Source organism: Acinetobacter sp. YH12137 (genome assembly GCF_013418535.1).
In the GTDB taxonomy this organism is placed as follows: Bacteria; Pseudomonadota; Gammaproteobacteria; order Pseudomonadales; family Moraxellaceae; genus Acinetobacter.
Map to the genome: position 1 here is coordinate 85,703 of NZ_VPBW01000002.1, position 14,618 is coordinate 100,320.

The window sequence follows — 14,618 nt, forward strand, 5'->3', positions numbered from 1 at the left end:
ACATGAACGCCTTGTTTATTATTGCAGCCGCAATCCTATTACTCGGTCCCTTAATTGCGATTCACGAGTTTGGTCACTACATTGTGGCACGTAAACTGGGCGTTAAAGTACTGGTCTATTCCATTGGTTTTGGACCAACCCTTCTAAAGTGGACTTCCAAAAAATCCGGTATCCAATATCAGCTTTCAGCTTTGCCTTTGGGTGGTTATGTCAAAATGCTGGACGAGCGTGAAGGCAGTGTGGCAGAAGAAGACTTGCCTAAAGCCTTTAACCGTCAGCATCCCTGGAAACGTATTGCCATCGTTGCTGCGGGTCCTCTCATTAACCTGCTTTTAGCTGTTGTCCTGTTTTGGGTACTTTTTTTACCTGCACAGGAACAGCTGAATACTCGTGTAGGTAAGGTTTTACCAAACACACCTGCAGCCGAGGTACAGATGCAGCCGGGCGACAAGATTGTTGCTGTAGATGGTACACAAGTCGAAACTTGGGAAAAACTGAGTTATGCCTTGGTGGATCGTGTGGGTGAAACTGGTGTGGTCTCGATTCAGGCAGACCGTGCGGGTGAAAACAAGATATTCCAGTTACCAATTCAAGACTTTCTTAAAGATCAAAGTCAGTCACCCCTTGATACATTAGGTTTCTTGCCATATCGTCCGGAAATTCCGGCTGTGGTGAGCAAACTGAGTGAAGATGGTGCAGCCATTCGTCAGGGTCTTAAAGAAGGTGACAAGATTCTGGCGATTGATGGTGTACAGATGAAAGACTGGTTCGATGTGGTACAAGTGGTACAGGCATCACCAGAAAAATTACTTAAGATAGATGTATTACGTGGTAATCAGGTCGTGCATCTTCAGGTCATGCCGCAAGGCAAACGTGACAATATGGGGAATGTAACCGGTATGCTCGGAGTTCAAAGCGATCCGGGCAAGGTGACAATTCCTGCTGAATATAAACAGACGATTCACTATACGCCTGTTGAGGCGATGGTGATGGCCTTTGACAAGACAGCACATCTGTCTTCAATGATTCTGAACTCGATCGTCAAAATGGTACGTGGTCTGATTGGTCTGGATAATCTTTCTGGCCCGATTACCATTGCCAAAGTGGCAGGACAAAGCGCGGAAATGGGTTGGGAAACTTTTATTTCCTTTATGGCGCTAATGAGTGTAAGTTTAGGGATATTAAACTTATTGCCAATCCCAATGCTTGATGGCGGACACCTGGTTTATTATTTTATCGAATTAATTCGTGGTAAACCTGTTTCTGAACAAATACAATTGATTGGATTAAAAATTGGTATGGTACTGCTCGGCAGTATGATGCTTTTGGCATTATTTAATGACTTTATGCGTTTATAATAACGTAAATGGAATAATTAACAGCGGAAAAGACTGGCATGCAGCACACACATTTATTTATGCCTTTGGCACTCGTTAGTGCAATGGCAGTAGCACAACAAGTATATGCGGCAGAAGACTTCATTGTACAAGATATAAAATTTGATGGATTGGTACGTTTAACTCCAGAAAATGTGTACGGCTTGGTGCCAATCAACAGTGGTGACCGGGTGAATGATCCGATTATTGCCAATGCGATTCGTAGTTTGTATGCATCTGGACTATTTGATGACATTAAAGCCGTTCAACAGGGCAATACTTTGGTATTCCAGGTCGTAGAACGTCCGGTAATTTCGAAAATTGAGTTGAAAGGCAATAAGCTGATTCCAAAGGAAGCACTGGAAGAAGGCCTGAAAAAAATGGGTCTGGCTGAAGGTGAGGTGCTGAAGAAATCTGCACTGCAAACAGTCGAAACCGAGCTGGAACAGCAATATATGCAGCAAGGTCGTTATGATGCCGATATTACGGTAACAACGACACCGCGACCAAATAACCGCGTTGAAGTGCTGATTGATTTTGTTGAAGGTAAAGCCGCTAAAGTTTTTGATATCAATATTATCGGTAATACTGTTTTTAAAGAATCAGATATCAAACAGGCATTCGCTGTTAAAGAAAGTGGCTGGAGCTCGGTCATTTCGCGTAATGACCGTTATGCACGTGAAAAAATGGCTGCGAGCCTGGAAGCTTTACGTGCGATGTATCTGAACCGTGGTTACATCAACTTCAATATTACCAATTCAAGTCTGAACCTGAGTGAAGATAAAAAGAATGTCTTTATTGAAGTTTCAGTGAATGAAGGCGAACAGTTTAAGTTTGGACAAACCAAATTCCTGGGCGATGCGCTTTATAAACCTGAAGAGCTACAAGCTTTGCAGTTGTATAAAGAAGGTGATACCTACTCTCAGGAACGAGTGAATGCGGTCAAGCAGCTATTGCTACGTAAATATGGTAATGCTGGTTATTACTATGCTGAAGTAAATGTTGTACCTCAAATCAATAACGAAACTAAACAGGTTGACCTGAACTACTATATTAATCCGGGTCAGCAAGTGACTGTACGTCGGATCAACTTCACAGGTAACTCTAAAACTGCCGATGAAGTATTGCGTCGTGAAATGCGCCAGATGGAAAGTGCGCTGGCAAGCAATGAGAAGATTGACCTGTCTAAAGTGCGTTTAGAACGTACTGGTTTCTTTAAAACAGTCGATATCAAACCTGTTCGTATTCCAGGATCACCGGATCAAATTGATTTGAATGTGGCAGTTGAAGAACAGCATTCAGGTACAAGTACTCTAGCTGTTGGTTTCTCTCAAAGTGGTGGTGTAACGTTCCAGGCTGGATTAAGTCAGACTAACTTCCTGGGTACAGGGAACAGCGTTTCGATTGATCTGTCACGTTCTGAAACTCAAGATTATTATAACTTGAGTGTAATGGACCCGTACTTCACGATTGATGGTGTACGTCGCGGTTATAATCTTTACTACCGTAAAACAAAGCTGGATGATGACTATAACGTAAATAACTATGTTACAGACAGCTTGGGTGGTGGTATTAACTTTGGTTATCCAATTGATGAGAACCAGAGTGTAAGCCTGGGTCTGAATATAGACCAGACTGAAGTGACCACAGGGCCATATGTATCTACATATGTGGCTGACTATTTGGAACGTAATGGTGGTAAAGAAACCAAGCGTGGTGACTTCTGTCCAGGTCAGGTTGAATCTGCAACAGGCAACTGTGTAGATGCAAATGGTGCTCCACTTGATACTATTTCATATGGTCAAGAGTTTAAAGGCGATTTCTTGACCTATAACCTGAATCTGGGCTGGTCTTATAATACCTTGAACCGTCCAATGTTCCCGACTACAGGTATGTCACATCGTGTCAATGCAGAAATTGCCTTGCCAGGTAGTGATGTGGAATATCAAAAGCTCACCTATGACGCACAGGCTTTCTTCCCATTAGGCAAAGACTTTGTTCTGCGTGGTTATGGCCGTTTAGGCTATGGTAATGATCTGCCTTTCTATAAGAACTTCTATGCCGGTGGTTATGGTTCGGTACGTGGTTATGAAAACAGTACCTTAGGTCCTAAATATCCAGGCGTATATTTCTCTGACATCGGCCGAACTGATCCATCCCCAGAAGAAGTGGGCGGTAATGCTTTAGTTCAGTTTGGTACTGAGTTAGTTCTGCCTGTTCCATTTAAGGGAGATTGGGCGCGTCAGGTTCGTCCGGTACTTTTTGCTGAAGGTGCTCAAGTATTTGATACTCAGTGTGATGTATCTAATGATAATATTTTCGTGAATGGCAGCTCGATTAGTGGTAAACAGTACTGTAAAGATAACTTTGGTTTCGATGCAGGCAATATGCGTTATAGCGTAGGTGCTGGTTTCACCTGGATTACCATGATTGGTCCATTATCACTGAGCTATGCATACCCGTTGAATGATAAAGACGGTGATGAAACTCAAAATGTTCAGTTTGAAATTGGACGTACTTTCTAAGAAAACTTTGATCTTAAATATAAATTTTGCTCATGAAGCCATCAGGTTTTGTGAGCAAAATTTTTTGAATGGGTAAAAACATGAAAAAAATGATGATGGCAATGGGTATTGCTTTAGCGGGATTAACTTCATTGTCACATGCGGATGATTACGGAATTGTTGATCTGGAAAAAGTGGTACAAAACAGTACCTATTTAAAGCAGCAAAATGCCACTCTGGAAAATGAAATCAAGCCGCAAACCGCACAGATTGCACAGTTTCAAAAAGACCTTGCTGCAATCAAGCAAAAAGGTCAGGCTGCAAAAACACCAGCAGAACGTGAAAAAATAGCCAAAGAATTTGAAGGCAAAGCGACTCAACTGGCAGGGGTGCAGCAACAGGTACAGGCAACCGTGCAAACGCGTATGCAAAGTGTAAATAAGGCTTTTGAAGGAAATTTGAAGCGTGCTGCTGAACAATTACGCCAAGAAAACAAGCTAGATGTGGTTTTAAATAAAAATTCCGTACTTGCTTATGACGCGAAGTATGATTTAACTGATAAAATGATTCAAAAGGTTAATGCAATTAAATAATCGATGAATCATCAAAAACTTCAGTTAGCTGACCTCGCTCGTCTTGTCCAAGGTGAGTATGTAGGTCAGGCAGATTTATGTTTGAGAGGTTTGGCAAGTCTTGAAAATGCAACCTCTCATGACCTTGCATTTGTCAATGCAGATAAATATCTGGAACAGGCAACTCAGAGTAAGGCGGGCGCTTTAATTGTGACTGCTGAATTAAAAGAGCAGCTAACTTCCCAGCAGAACTTCATTGTCGTAGCCAATCCTTATCTGGCTTTTGCAATTCTGACTCACGTTTTTGAGAAAAAACATACGATTCAGGGAATTGAAAGTACCGCACAAATTCATCCATCTGCCATCATTGCTGACAGTGCCTATATTGGCCACTATGCCGTTATTGGTGAGAATTGTGTGGTGGGTGAAAATACGATTATCCAGTCACACGTTCAGATCGATGACCAGGTTGAAATTGGTCGGGACTGTTTTATTGATGCACATGTGACTTTAACAGGTGCTACAAAAATCGGTAATCGTGTTCGGATCCATGCCAATACCGTAATTGGTAGTGAAGGTTTTGGGTTTGCACCTTATCAAGGGAAATGGCATCGAATTGTCCAGTTGGGTTCAGTCCGTATTGCAGATGATGTCCGGATCGGCTCAAACTGTAGTATTGACCGGGGTGCACTGGATGACACAATTCTGGAACAAGGTGTCATTATTGATAATCTTGTGCAAATCGCCCATAACGTCAAGATTGGTGAAAACACTGCGATCGCAGCCAAATGCGGGATTGCCGGTAGTACCACAATTGGCAAAAACTGTATTCTCGCAGGGGCCTGTGGGGTAGCAGGACACCTACATATCACCGATAATGTGACCTTGACAGGAATGTCAATGGTGACAAATAACATTACTGAAGAAGGTACTTATTCTTCAGGCATGGGATTGTTGCCAAATCAGCAATGGAAACGCACAGTGGTTCGCTTAAGACAATTAGCAGATGTGCCATTGACCCAGTTGGTGAAACGATTGGATCATATGCAATCTCAAATTGAGTCCATTGAATCAACATTTAAGTTGCGTAAATAATTATGATGACAGAGTCGAATTTGCCTACATTCACGAAGCCTGAATTGCCAATGAATATTCAAAAGATTCGTGAATATTTGCCCCATCGCTATCCATTTCTGCTGGTTGATCGCGTTGTCGATATTACCGAAAATGGCATTGTTGGTTATAAGAACGTCTCAATTAATGAAGAGTTTCTACAGGGGCATTTTCCGAACTATCCAATCATGCCAGGTGTATTGATCGTAGAGGCATTAGCACAGATCTCAGGTATTCTTGGTTTTGTCATGAATAATGAAACTCCAAAAGAAGGTTCATTATTCCTTTTTGCTGGCGCTGAAAAGGTTCGATTTAAAAAACAAGTGGTTGCTGGCGACCAATTAGTACTTAAATCTGAATTAGTGATGCAAAAACGTGGCATTTATAAATATAATTGTATTGCCACAGTAGATGGCATTGTCGCAACAACCGCGGAAATTATGGTTTCCCATCTGAAAGTCGAGCAGGCATGAGCAATAATCCCCTAATTCATCCAACTGCCATCATTGACGCATCTGCAGTAATTGCTGCAGATGTACAGATTGGCCCTTACTGTATTATTGGGCCAAATGTCACGATTGGTGCTGGTACCAAACTGCATTCACATGTCGTGGTAGGTGGTTTCACACGTATTGGTGAACATAATGAAATTTTTCAGTTCGCCAGCGTCGGTGAAGTCTGCCAGGATCTGAAATATGCAGGTGAGGAAACCTGGCTGGAAATTGGTGATTATAACAAGATTCGTGAACACTGCAGTCTGCACCGCGGTACGGTTCAGGATAAAGGTATTACCAAGATTGGCAGTCATAACCTGTTAATGGTAAATACCCATATTGCACATGACTGTATGGTTGGTGATCATAATATTTTCGCAAATAATGTTGGTGTGGCGGGTCACGTACACGTAGGCGATTATGTCGTGATTGGTGGTAACTCAGGTATTCACCAGTTCTGTAAAATTGACTCTTACAGCATGATTGGGGGCGCTTCACTGATTCTGAAAGATGTTCCTGCCTATGTGATGGTATCGGGTAATCCGGCACATGCATTTGCCATGAATGTTGAAGGCATGCGTCGTAAAGGCTGGTCGAAAGACGTAATTAACGGTTTACGTGAGTCCTTTAAGTTGATTTACAAATCTGGTTTAACGACTCAGGAAGCTATTGAGAAAATCCGTAACGAGATTCTTCCAGAAGTTTCTGAAGCACAACGTCTGATTGATTCACTCGAACAATCCAAGCGTGGCATTGTGCGTTAAGTTATAGAAATGAAAGTAAAATTAAAAAAGACACCTTCGTGGTGTCTTTTTTATGGGACTTTTTATTTACTTCAAAAATTTAACTTCTTCAGCTTTCGGATAATTCTTGAGTAGTTTCGCTTTATATTGTGAAGCAAGAGTAGCGTTCTTTTCTACATCCTTACTAATATTATAAAGCTGATAAAGGGCAGTAGAGGCTTTTGCAGAATTCGGATAGCGGTCAACCACGATCAGATAATTCTTCTTTGCTTCATTAAAATTCGGTGGGTCAATGGACAGGTTAAACTCAGCTAACCAGAAGTGAGCATTGCTGATATAGACACTATTCGGATTATTCTTGATAAAATTCTGCATGGGTGCAATGGCTTTAGCTGCACCACCATTTTTATAGGCATCCAGTGCAATGGTATAAGCCGCTTTTTCCTGCTCACTCGGCTGTTGCGTTGTAGATGCCTGATTAGTGGCTACTGGAGCATTAGAGCTTAAACTGGGAGAAATATCCTGTTGGTTATCCTCCGCGGAGGTATCTTCAGCAGGTTCAATTTTTTGCTGCAATAGTTCCAGACGTTGATCCAGATCGGCATAGCGGTTGGTTAATTCGCTCTTTAATCTCTCGATCTCATTTTCTTGTTCTTCGATTTTTCCACGTAAACTGCGTAGATCATTTTCAAGCTGCTGGTTTTTTTGCATAAGCTGCCAGCTGGTATTGGTCTGAGGTGCATCTGCGCCTGTCGCAATGGCAGATTGAGTGCTGATATTATTTGATTGAGCACCTTGGCTGAGTCCACGTGATTCGATAGGAATCGCAGCAAAAAGAGAGGTTGTACAGAGTGCAGTGAGGGCACACAATACCTGTTTCTTAAACATCATATAAGTTCCATGATTCTTGGCGAGATTATGTATCCGCAGCTCATTTATTCTAAAAGAGATAACCCGTTTATAGCTTCACATTTAAAACGGCATTTTTAGAAATTGCAACAAGGTTTTACAAAGATCATGTGAATTTCGATATTCATGAATTAATTGTGAAGAATATTAAAAAATCAGCATCTTGGGGCATATTGTTTTTAAAATAATCAAACGGATAGCTTATGCCGAAAATTTGAAATACAGCCCTTGCAACTTCAATAAAAATCTCTATACTCTGTTCCTGTAATGGTAGCCCTGCCGGTTACTTCGCAATTGTACTCTATGAACCCCGCCAGGACCGGAAGGTAGCAACGGTAGTAGATCTATGATGTGCCGGAGCTTTGCTGGTAGGGTTGCCACCAGATTTATAATTATAAAATTTCTCTATTCTCTCTTTATTTTTCAATCTTAATCTTCATTGTTTTCCCTTTCTTTAATGTTTACTTTTAAATTTCTATCTAATGCCGCTTCCTTGGATACTTGAATTGTTTGGAACATTGAAATTCAATCATGAAAATAGATTATCTTAATTTGAGCTTTTGAAAGCTTTTTGTTGTTCGGGATTAATTGTAAATTAAGGGAAACTATTTAAGTTAAGCAGGATGGCAAAGAGGAAAATAAAAAAATAGCCTAAGCATATTTTTCACAAATACAAAAGAATTAATCTTCGGCTTTGCGGCTAATCGCTTTCATGATCGCATCCATTTCAAAACCACGATACATTAGAAAACGGATCTGTTTGGCTTTAAGTTTTGGGTCTTTCGTCACTTCTGGACCATATTTTCTAAGCTTCAGTTCATAAGCCTGTTGTACCCAGTCCGTTTCTTTTAGTTCTTCACTGATCAGGGCAGTATCAATTTTTTTGCTTTTCAGCTTCATTTTAATCTGATTGGGACCTTTGCCTTTACGCTTTTGGCTCGACAACATGATTTCAGCAACACGCTGGTCACTTTGATAGTTTTCTCTAGATAGCTCTTCAACCAAAGTGACCACATCATTACGATCTTCTGCATAAAGCGCCAGTTTTTCAATGAGTTCAGCCTTGGAGTATTCCTTGCGAGTCAGTACAGCAAAGGCGTAAGAACGCAAACGCGAGCCGGTTAGACCGGGTTTCTTTTGCTCTTTATCGGAGTTACCAAATAAGCTGTCTTCCGGATCAAATTCTGGCAAAGCCTGTGACTCAACAGGTGAAGAAGTGGCTGAATCTTCAGCATCACCAAACTGCTGTTTAATCGCGTCATAGTCCAAAAGTTTGCTGAATTTTGCGTCTGACATATTGATCTCGATAAAAATATCTATTCCATAATAACAAAAACGCCCCGTAGGGCGCTCTGCTATGACGTTCAAGGATTATGCATCCAGAAAGTCTGCTGGTTCTTCTTCGTCTTTATCTTCGACTACTTTGCCTGTAGTAAGCAGTTGCTCACGGATTAGTTTTTCAATAGTATCCGCCAGCTCTTTGTGTTCTTCAAGATAACGGATGGTATTGTTTTTACCTTGGCCAATCTTGTCGCCTTGATATGAATACCATGCACCCGCTTTTTGAACGATTTCTTGCTGTACTGCAAGGTCAATCAGTTCACCAAGATGGTTAACACCTTTGCCATACAGAATCTGGAACAGAGCTTCTCTGAATGGTGGCGCCATTTTGTTTTTCACAACTTTGACTTTGGTTTCAGAACCTACAATCTCGTCGCCTTCTTTCACCTGACCGATACGGCGGATATCCAGACGTACAGAAGCGTAGAATTTCAGTGCATTACCACCAGTAGTTGTTTCTGGGCTACCGAACATTACACCAATCTTCATACGGATCTGGTTAATGAAAATCACCATACAGTTTGAACGCTTGGCATTACCGGTAATTTTACGCAGTGCCTGGCTCATCAAACGTGCTTGCAGACCCATATGTGAGTCACCCATTTCGCCTTCAATCTCGGCGCGAGGCGTCAATGCAGCAACAGAGTCGACTACAATCAGGTCAATTGCGCCAGAACGTACCAGCATGTCAGCGATTTCAAGTGCCTGTTCACCGTTGTCTGGCTGAGAAACCAGCAGGTTATCAATATCTACACCGAGTTTACGGGCATATTGAGGATCAAGCGCGTGCTCGGCATCGATGAATGCACATGTACCGCCAGCTTTTTGACATTCAGCAATCGCTTGCAATGTCATTGTGGTCTTACCTGAAGATTCAGGACCATAAATCTCGATAATACGGCCTTTCGGTAAACCACCAATACCCAGTGCGATATCAAGCGTTAAAGAACCTGTAGATACAGCTTCAACTGCTTGCACGGTATTGTCACCAAGACGCATCACTGTGTTTTTACCAAACTGTTTTTCAATCTGGCTTAAGGCAGCATTGAGCGCCTTGTTTTTATTCTCATCCATCTTACAACCTCAATACGATGTCACAAACTTAGTACTCAAGTGGATGTCTTACATTAGAGCTTCGTTCCACAGGAATATAGTGACAGAAATTTCCCTTGTGTTCTATAAAATCCAGCAGTGTTACGACACATGCTGACGCTTGAATTTAATCATCATTATATGACCAATGTTGATCAAAGTTCTGACTATTTTCATTCTTGAATCGACTGATGTCTCGACGATCTTTTTTGCTTGGCCGATGATCGGGACGCGCTAGATTATGCAACTTTCTTTGTGAAGCAATCAATTCCCGGCGAGCGATACTGACTTCAGTTTCTTCATACAGTTTCTGTGCCACAGGTGCAGGACCACGAACATCAGAAAGTTCTTTTACAACTACGGTTTTTTTGTCGATACCTTGCTGAATCGACAACTCCATACCCACACGGACTTCGCGAGATCCTTTTACACGCTCACCATTATGATGGACTTTACCGCCCTCAATAGCATTCTTGGCAATGGAACGGGTTTTAAAAAAACGTGCCGCCCACAGCCATTTATCTATACGCATGCCTACCGCATCTTCGGGTAAAGACGATTTACGCATATTGCTTGTTTACCTCAGACTGATTTAAATGAGTGATTAAATCTGTTAATTGGTGCAGCATCGGGTAATTACAAGTCTGGCGTGCAACTTTACTGGAAGATGGTTGCTGGATACAGAACAGGTTCTGGATGCCATAAGCCTTGGCACCATTCAGGACTTTTTCGGTATCATCAATAAAATAGACCTGCTCAGGATCAAAGGGGTGCAAAGCATTCAGACCTTGCCAGAATTCTACAAATTCCTTGGCATGTCCAATGCTTTCCGAGCTGACAATCACATCAAAATAATCTTTGAGATTCAGATGATCCAGTTTGAAGGCGAGTCCTGCACAGTCGGCATTGGTGGCAAGCCAGATGGGATAGCCATTATTTTTAAGATAATCGAGTAATTCGAGGCAATAAGGGCGTAAGCTAACCTTATCTTTATGCTCGATTTGCATGGCCAGAACGTCGACTTCGACTTTAGCCGTCCAGAAGCGAGAAGAGTACCAGTTTAGGGTATGATTATGTTGCTGATAGAATGCATAAAGCGTTTCGCGGCTCTGTTCCAGACTACAGCCATGTGTTTCAGCATAACGGACCGGTAATAACTCGTTCCAGATGAAATCATCGTAGGCAAGATCAAGTAAAGTTCCGTCCATATCAAAAATTATAGTCGGCTTTTGCATTCAAGATTCTCCAAAGTTTTTCAAAGTTCAACAAAGCATATAGAAAAGCTTTAGATTCAATAGAATTACTCAACTTTCGCGTTTATTAACGACAATCAAATAATTTTAAAGTCCAACAAAGTCATTTACCTTTCAAGAAAAATTGTGTACACATCTGTGTACATAATTCTGCTCTGTTTGATTATGTACAGAGTATAAGGCATTTGGACTGGAAAAAATTAAATGGCTTTAAGTGATAGTTGGCTCAAATCCAACAATGGGAAACCGCGTGAAAAAGTTGAGGTAGTGACAGATCGGGATGCATTGTCTGTCCGGATTTCGCCAAAGGGGAAGATCGTTTTCCAATACCGGTATCGTTTTAACGGCAAGGCAAAACGGCTGGACATTGGCACATATCCCATGATGGGGCTAAAAGAAGCCAGATTACTGGTGCATAAATACAAGACTGAGCTCGACCAGGGCAAAGACCCGATGCAGCTAAAATTAAAAGGGGAGTCAGACTATTTAAAACAGCCGACTGTCAAAGAGATCTGTGAACTCTGGTTTAATACCATCGCCGTCCATAAAGTTTCAAGCAAGGATGATTCACGTGCTTTCGAAATTCATGTCTACCCACGTATAGGCCGGCGGATCTGTGATGATGTTTCATTGCAGGAATGGTCAGAGCTGTTATTTGAAATCGCAGCCAATGCCAGAACTGTATCCGTAAAGGTGCTTGGTAATCTTAGAATGATCATGCGCTGGGGATGCATTCACGGAAAATTAAAGTATCAACCGATTCAGCACTTGAGAGCTGCCGATCTGAACGTGAAAAAGGTGAAGCGGTCACGCTATCTTTCCGAACAGGAAATCTTCTGGGTGGTGCATGCTGCACTCAGATCCAATGCGATATCTGCCAAAAATAAAGCCATCATCATCATGCTGTTATTTTTCGGCTGCCGTGTTTCAGAATTAAGGCTGGCCAAGAAATCTGATTTCGACTTTCAGGAAATGATCTGGTACATCCCACCGGAGAATCACAAGATGGGGGCTCGTACGCACAAGCCGATTATCCGGCCTGTCATTCCACAGATTGTGCCATTCCTTAAATATGTATTTTCACTATCACCGGATAGCTGTGAATACGCTTTCCCGAACTTGAAAGCCAAGGCTTATACCAAACTTGAAAAGAGCTTTCAGACAACCATACCGCCGTTTGTGAATGACAATGTGCGCAAGCGTTTTGGTGTGGAAATGCAGCACTGGACCATGCATGATTTACGTAGAACGATGAGGACGCATATTTCTGAACTGGCTCCACCGCATATCTGTGAAATTATGCTAGGACATGGATTGCCGGCTATATGGGGAACGTATGATTTACATGAATACTTGGGGGAACAGGCACAGGCTTATGAAAAGTGGCTCCATAAACTCTGCGCCATACTGAACAATCATGAGCGTTTTGATATTAAAGGCTGTATTTCTAGTGATTCAAGCAATCCTTTGCTTCTTTCCCAGGCATCTACAGCCTTGATGCCGTAACGACTGCTTGAACGACCATGTGCTTTGATCAACGGTTCAGGGAAATCCTGTTTATTACGCCAGTTGATCAAAGTGCCTTTGGTTATCCCGTAACGCTTCAACAGGTCAGGCGTTGAGATATATAAAGCCATCAATTCACCTCCTTCGTAACCTTTAAATATTCTGCTTTTGCATCAGCCCAGTTTTGTGCATCGTATGGGCTTAAACCTTTTTCTTCACACCATTTGGTGCACCAGAGAAACTGAGCGTCATCAAAAGGAGTGGGCTTAACTATTTGTGTCGGCATTGGCTGGCTCCTTTGGATCTTCACCTTGAATTGCTGCAACCAAAGCTTCGCCTACGTTATTAACTAAAGTTCCAGTGCATTGCTCACAGTGAAAAATACCTTTCTGGCCTTTTGGATTTTGGCGTGTCAGCAACAAAAAATTCTCGCTTCCACAGTTATCACATTTAGTCATTGGCTGGCTCCTGTGCTTCAGTTAGGGCTTTTTGCTTTGCATCATTCTCATAATAAAAATGGTACGGTTCAGGCAATTCAATACTCTTTGGCATCCAGTGGGATATATAGGAACTAACAGACTCCCAGCCATAGCAATTTCTTTGTTTAAATCCACCTGAATATTTTTTATCTCTGGTTGCTTGAGATATTTGCCCATAGTAGTGAACAAAGACTTCTTCACCTTCATTCGGCATGCGCTCGGAAGTTGAAATCCATTCCGGCACCGCTTGGGCTTTCCAACTATCAAATCCGCTGATCTCCTTAACCACATCATCCATATCTACAATCATGTGGCCATGTTCATCATGGTAATACTGATGTCCTGCAATCCTTTCTTGCAGCTCACCCAGGTCCGGCACTGCTTGGGCTTTGGCTGCTGCAAAACCCATGAACATGTGATCTAGAATTTGAGTTGCATAAACATCACCAAGTTCAGCATTTTCAACCACTCTTGGATTTTCAACCTTTGCCCAGTTCCAAAATTCCTGTTTAATTTTTTCTTTCTGAATATCCATCACGCCACCTCGCTTTCACGTTTTTCACGAGCGAAAATTGCATAAGCATCATCTTCACTAAAATTGATATCAATTAAGAAAAAGCCGTTTGGTGCAATCGGGTCCCACTTGGTGATATCACAATCATCCATCATTGCTTCCCAGTCATCTTCACTAACCGAGCCTTCCATCCAAAATTTCACAGTGTCAATGTTGAAGTGTTTTTTCAATTGATCCCAATCTTCTTGATTGATCCACTCAGCACCTTGAAATTCTTTATCTAAATATTTTGCATATTCAGGATGCGTCCACGTACCAATTTCACTGCGGATTATTTCAGCAGGTTCTAATTGCTTTATTTTCATCACGCCAATTCCTCTAAAAATTCTTTCCCATGTTCCAGATACTGAGTAAGGAAAGATTTAAATACTTGCTGACAAGGCTTGTTCATTTGCAAGCCGATAATCTCAACTTGTTTGTGTTTCGGCTTCCAGGCGGTCATGTGGTCGCCACGATTCACACCACGATAGCCATTTTTAACCAACCAGTTTTTAAATGGTGTACGAAGGGTAAAAGGGATATTTCTCATTTAACCACCAGTCACCAGAGCTACTATTACTAGGATGCCAATCACGCCTAGCACCGTTAATCCAATAATTAATTCTTTCAATCCCATATCATCATCCTTATGGACCACACCTTTCAGTGTGGCCATATCCTGT

At 41.8% G+C, this 14,618-nt stretch carries 18 protein-coding genes and 1 other RNA gene; 8 read left to right on the forward strand and 11 right to left on the reverse strand.

Annotation, left to right across the window (positions count from 1 at the left end):
* Positions 1-2: 2 nt before the first annotated feature.
* The 6 genes from rseP (at position 3) to lpxA (ending at position 6,823) form a co-directional block, all read left to right on the forward strand.
* A complete protein-coding gene (gene rseP, locus FTU72_RS01535) occupies positions 3-1,358 on the forward strand; it encodes an RIP metalloprotease RseP (protein ID WP_179992310.1) in 1,356 nt (451 codons plus the stop codon).
* 83 nt (positions 1,359-1,441) lie between these two features.
* Positions 1,442-3,901, forward strand: a complete 2,460-nt coding sequence (gene bamA / locus FTU72_RS01540) for an outer membrane protein assembly factor BamA (protein ID WP_373683626.1) — start codon at positions 1,442-1,444, stop codon at positions 3,899-3,901.
* A gap of 80 nt (positions 3,902-3,981) precedes the next feature.
* On the forward strand, positions 3,982-4,473 hold the full coding sequence (locus FTU72_RS01545; RefSeq protein ID WP_213064459.1) for an OmpH family outer membrane protein: 492 nt from the start codon (positions 3,982-3,984) through the stop codon (positions 4,471-4,473).
* 3 nt (positions 4,474-4,476) lie between these two features.
* Positions 4,477-5,547, forward strand: a complete 1,071-nt coding sequence (lpxD, locus tag FTU72_RS01550) for a UDP-3-O-(3-hydroxymyristoyl)glucosamine N-acyltransferase (protein ID WP_179992312.1) — start codon at positions 4,477-4,479, stop codon at positions 5,545-5,547.
* A gap of 5 nt (positions 5,548-5,552) precedes the next feature.
* On the forward strand, positions 5,553-6,038 hold the full coding sequence (gene fabZ / locus FTU72_RS01555; protein ID WP_171064833.1) for a 3-hydroxyacyl-ACP dehydratase FabZ: 486 nt from the start codon (positions 5,553-5,555) through the stop codon (positions 6,036-6,038).
* Complete coding sequence (gene lpxA / locus FTU72_RS01560; protein ID WP_004786156.1) at positions 6,035-6,823, forward strand: acyl-ACP--UDP-N-acetylglucosamine O-acyltransferase; 789 nt, start codon at positions 6,035-6,037, stop codon at positions 6,821-6,823. Before fabZ ends, lpxA begins: the two co-directional genes overlap by 4 nt.
* A gap of 66 nt (positions 6,824-6,889) precedes the next feature.
* Here the strand turns inward: lpxA and FTU72_RS01565 are convergent, their stop codons facing one another.
* Positions 6,890-7,693: a YbgF trimerization domain-containing protein gene (locus FTU72_RS01565; RefSeq protein ID WP_179992313.1), complete on the reverse strand. Its 804-nt coding sequence runs from the start codon at positions 7,691-7,693 to the stop codon at positions 6,890-6,892.
* 295 nt (positions 7,694-7,988) lie between these two features.
* Here FTU72_RS01565 and ffs point away from each other — a divergent pair.
* An RNA gene (gene ffs / locus FTU72_RS01570) (signal recognition particle sRNA small type) lies at positions 7,989-8,085 on the forward strand.
* Between the two features lie 307 nt (positions 8,086-8,392).
* Here the strand turns inward: ffs and FTU72_RS01575 are convergent.
* The 4 genes from FTU72_RS01575 to FTU72_RS01590 form a co-directional block, all read right to left on the reverse strand.
* Entirely contained in the window at positions 8,393-9,007 is a 615-nt protein-coding gene (locus FTU72_RS01575; protein ID WP_179992314.1) for a regulatory protein RecX, read from the reverse strand.
* A gap of 75 nt (positions 9,008-9,082) precedes the next feature.
* Positions 9,083-10,126, reverse strand: a complete 1,044-nt coding sequence (gene recA / locus FTU72_RS01580) for a recombinase RecA (protein ID WP_004786150.1) — start codon at positions 10,124-10,126, stop codon at positions 9,083-9,085.
* Positions 10,127-10,271: 145 nt separating this feature from the next.
* Positions 10,272-10,712 (reverse strand): RNA-binding S4 domain-containing protein, encoded by a 441-nt coding sequence (locus FTU72_RS01585; RefSeq protein WP_180052379.1) that lies wholly within the window; start codon positions 10,710-10,712, stop codon positions 10,272-10,274.
* A complete protein-coding gene (locus FTU72_RS01590; RefSeq protein WP_218947487.1) occupies positions 10,705-11,379 on the reverse strand; it encodes an HAD-IA family hydrolase in 675 nt (224 codons plus the stop codon). Before FTU72_RS01590 ends, FTU72_RS01585 begins: the two co-directional genes overlap by 8 nt.
* Before the next feature lie 222 nt (positions 11,380-11,601).
* Here FTU72_RS01590 and FTU72_RS01595 point away from each other — a divergent pair, with 222 nt between their 5' ends.
* On the forward strand, positions 11,602-12,903 hold the full coding sequence (locus tag FTU72_RS01595; RefSeq protein ID WP_180052378.1) for a site-specific integrase: 1,302 nt from the start codon (positions 11,602-11,604) through the stop codon (positions 12,901-12,903).
* On the opposite strand, the gene FTU72_RS16315 is transcribed toward FTU72_RS01595, so the two are convergent.
* The 6 genes from FTU72_RS16315 to FTU72_RS16325 all read right to left on the reverse strand — a co-directional run bounded on the left by FTU72_RS16315 (position 12,813) and on the right by FTU72_RS16325 (position 14,611).
* Entirely contained in the window at positions 12,813-13,034 is a 222-nt protein-coding gene (locus FTU72_RS16315; RefSeq protein ID WP_257220232.1) for a hypothetical protein, read from the reverse strand. The genes FTU72_RS01595 and FTU72_RS16315 overlap by 91 nt on opposite strands.
* Positions 13,035-13,169: 135 nt before the next feature.
* On the reverse strand, positions 13,170-13,361 hold the full coding sequence (locus FTU72_RS01600; RefSeq protein WP_180052377.1) for a hypothetical protein: 192 nt from the start codon (positions 13,359-13,361) through the stop codon (positions 13,170-13,172).
* Positions 13,354-13,917, reverse strand: a complete 564-nt coding sequence (locus FTU72_RS16320) for a DUF551 domain-containing protein (RefSeq protein ID WP_257220231.1) — start codon at positions 13,915-13,917, stop codon at positions 13,354-13,356. Before FTU72_RS16320 ends, FTU72_RS01600 begins: the two co-directional genes overlap by 8 nt.
* The gene (locus FTU72_RS01610; protein WP_180052376.1) at positions 13,917-14,261 is read right to left on the reverse strand and encodes a hypothetical protein; all 345 of its coding nucleotides are present in this window, start codon (positions 14,259-14,261) and stop codon (positions 13,917-13,919) included. Before FTU72_RS01610 ends, FTU72_RS16320 begins: the two co-directional genes overlap by 1 nt.
* A complete protein-coding gene (locus FTU72_RS01615) occupies positions 14,261-14,485 on the reverse strand; it encodes a hypothetical protein (protein WP_180052375.1) in 225 nt (74 codons plus the stop codon). The genes FTU72_RS01610 and FTU72_RS01615 overlap by 1 nt, the downstream gene beginning before the upstream one ends.
* Positions 14,486-14,611 carry a hypothetical protein gene (locus tag FTU72_RS16325; protein WP_257220230.1) on the reverse strand — a complete coding sequence of 42 codons (126 nt, stop codon included), beginning with the start codon at positions 14,609-14,611 and terminating at the stop codon, positions 14,486-14,488.
* Positions 14,612-14,618: the final 7 nt, after the last annotated feature.

Excerpts from the sequence above, each read along its gene's own strand:
- rseP (WP_179992310.1), top strand. The coding sequence starts at position 3 with ATGAACGCCTTGTTTATTATTGCAGCCGCAATCCTATTACTCGGTCCC.
- bamA (WP_373683626.1), top strand. The coding sequence starts at position 1,442 with ATGGCAGTAGCACAACAAGTATATGCGGCAGAAGACTTCATTGTACAA.
- FTU72_RS01545 (WP_213064459.1), top strand. The coding sequence starts at position 3,982 with ATGAAAAAAATGATGATGGCAATGGGTATTGCTTTAGCGGGATTAACT.
- lpxD (WP_179992312.1), top strand. The coding sequence starts at position 4,477 with ATGAATCATCAAAAACTTCAGTTAGCTGACCTCGCTCGTCTTGTCCAA.
- fabZ (WP_171064833.1), top strand. The coding sequence starts at position 5,553 with ATGACAGAGTCGAATTTGCCTACATTCACGAAGCCTGAATTGCCAATG.
- lpxA (WP_004786156.1), top strand. The coding sequence starts at position 6,035 with ATGAGCAATAATCCCCTAATTCATCCAACTGCCATCATTGACGCATCT.
- FTU72_RS01565 (WP_179992313.1), bottom strand. The coding sequence starts at position 7,693 with ATGATGTTTAAGAAACAGGTATTGTGTGCCCTCACTGCACTCTGTACA.
- FTU72_RS01575 (WP_179992314.1), bottom strand. The coding sequence starts at position 9,007 with ATGTCAGACGCAAAATTCAGCAAACTTTTGGACTATGACGCGATTAAA.
- recA (WP_004786150.1), bottom strand. The coding sequence starts at position 10,126 with ATGGATGAGAATAAAAACAAGGCGCTCAATGCTGCCTTAAGCCAGATT.
- FTU72_RS01585 (WP_180052379.1), bottom strand. The coding sequence starts at position 10,712 with ATGCGTAAATCGTCTTTACCCGAAGATGCGGTAGGCATGCGTATAGAT.
- FTU72_RS01590 (WP_218947487.1), bottom strand. The coding sequence starts at position 11,379 with ATGCAAAAGCCGACTATAATTTTTGATATGGACGGAACTTTACTTGAT.
- FTU72_RS01595 (WP_180052378.1), top strand. The coding sequence starts at position 11,602 with ATGGCTTTAAGTGATAGTTGGCTCAAATCCAACAATGGGAAACCGCGT.
- FTU72_RS16315 (WP_257220232.1), bottom strand. The coding sequence starts at position 13,034 with ATGGCTTTATATATCTCAACGCCTGACCTGTTGAAGCGTTACGGGATA.
- FTU72_RS01600 (WP_180052377.1), bottom strand. The coding sequence starts at position 13,361 with ATGACTAAATGTGATAACTGTGGAAGCGAGAATTTTTTGTTGCTGACA.
- FTU72_RS16320 (WP_257220231.1), bottom strand. The coding sequence starts at position 13,917 with ATGGATATTCAGAAAGAAAAAATTAAACAGGAATTTTGGAACTGGGCA.
- FTU72_RS01610 (WP_180052376.1), bottom strand. The coding sequence starts at position 14,261 with ATGAAAATAAAGCAATTAGAACCTGCTGAAATAATCCGCAGTGAAATT.
- FTU72_RS01615 (WP_180052375.1), bottom strand. The coding sequence starts at position 14,485 with ATGAGAAATATCCCTTTTACCCTTCGTACACCATTTAAAAACTGGTTG.
- FTU72_RS16325 (WP_257220230.1), bottom strand. The coding sequence starts at position 14,611 with ATGGCCACACTGAAAGGTGTGGTCCATAAGGATGATGATATGGGATTG.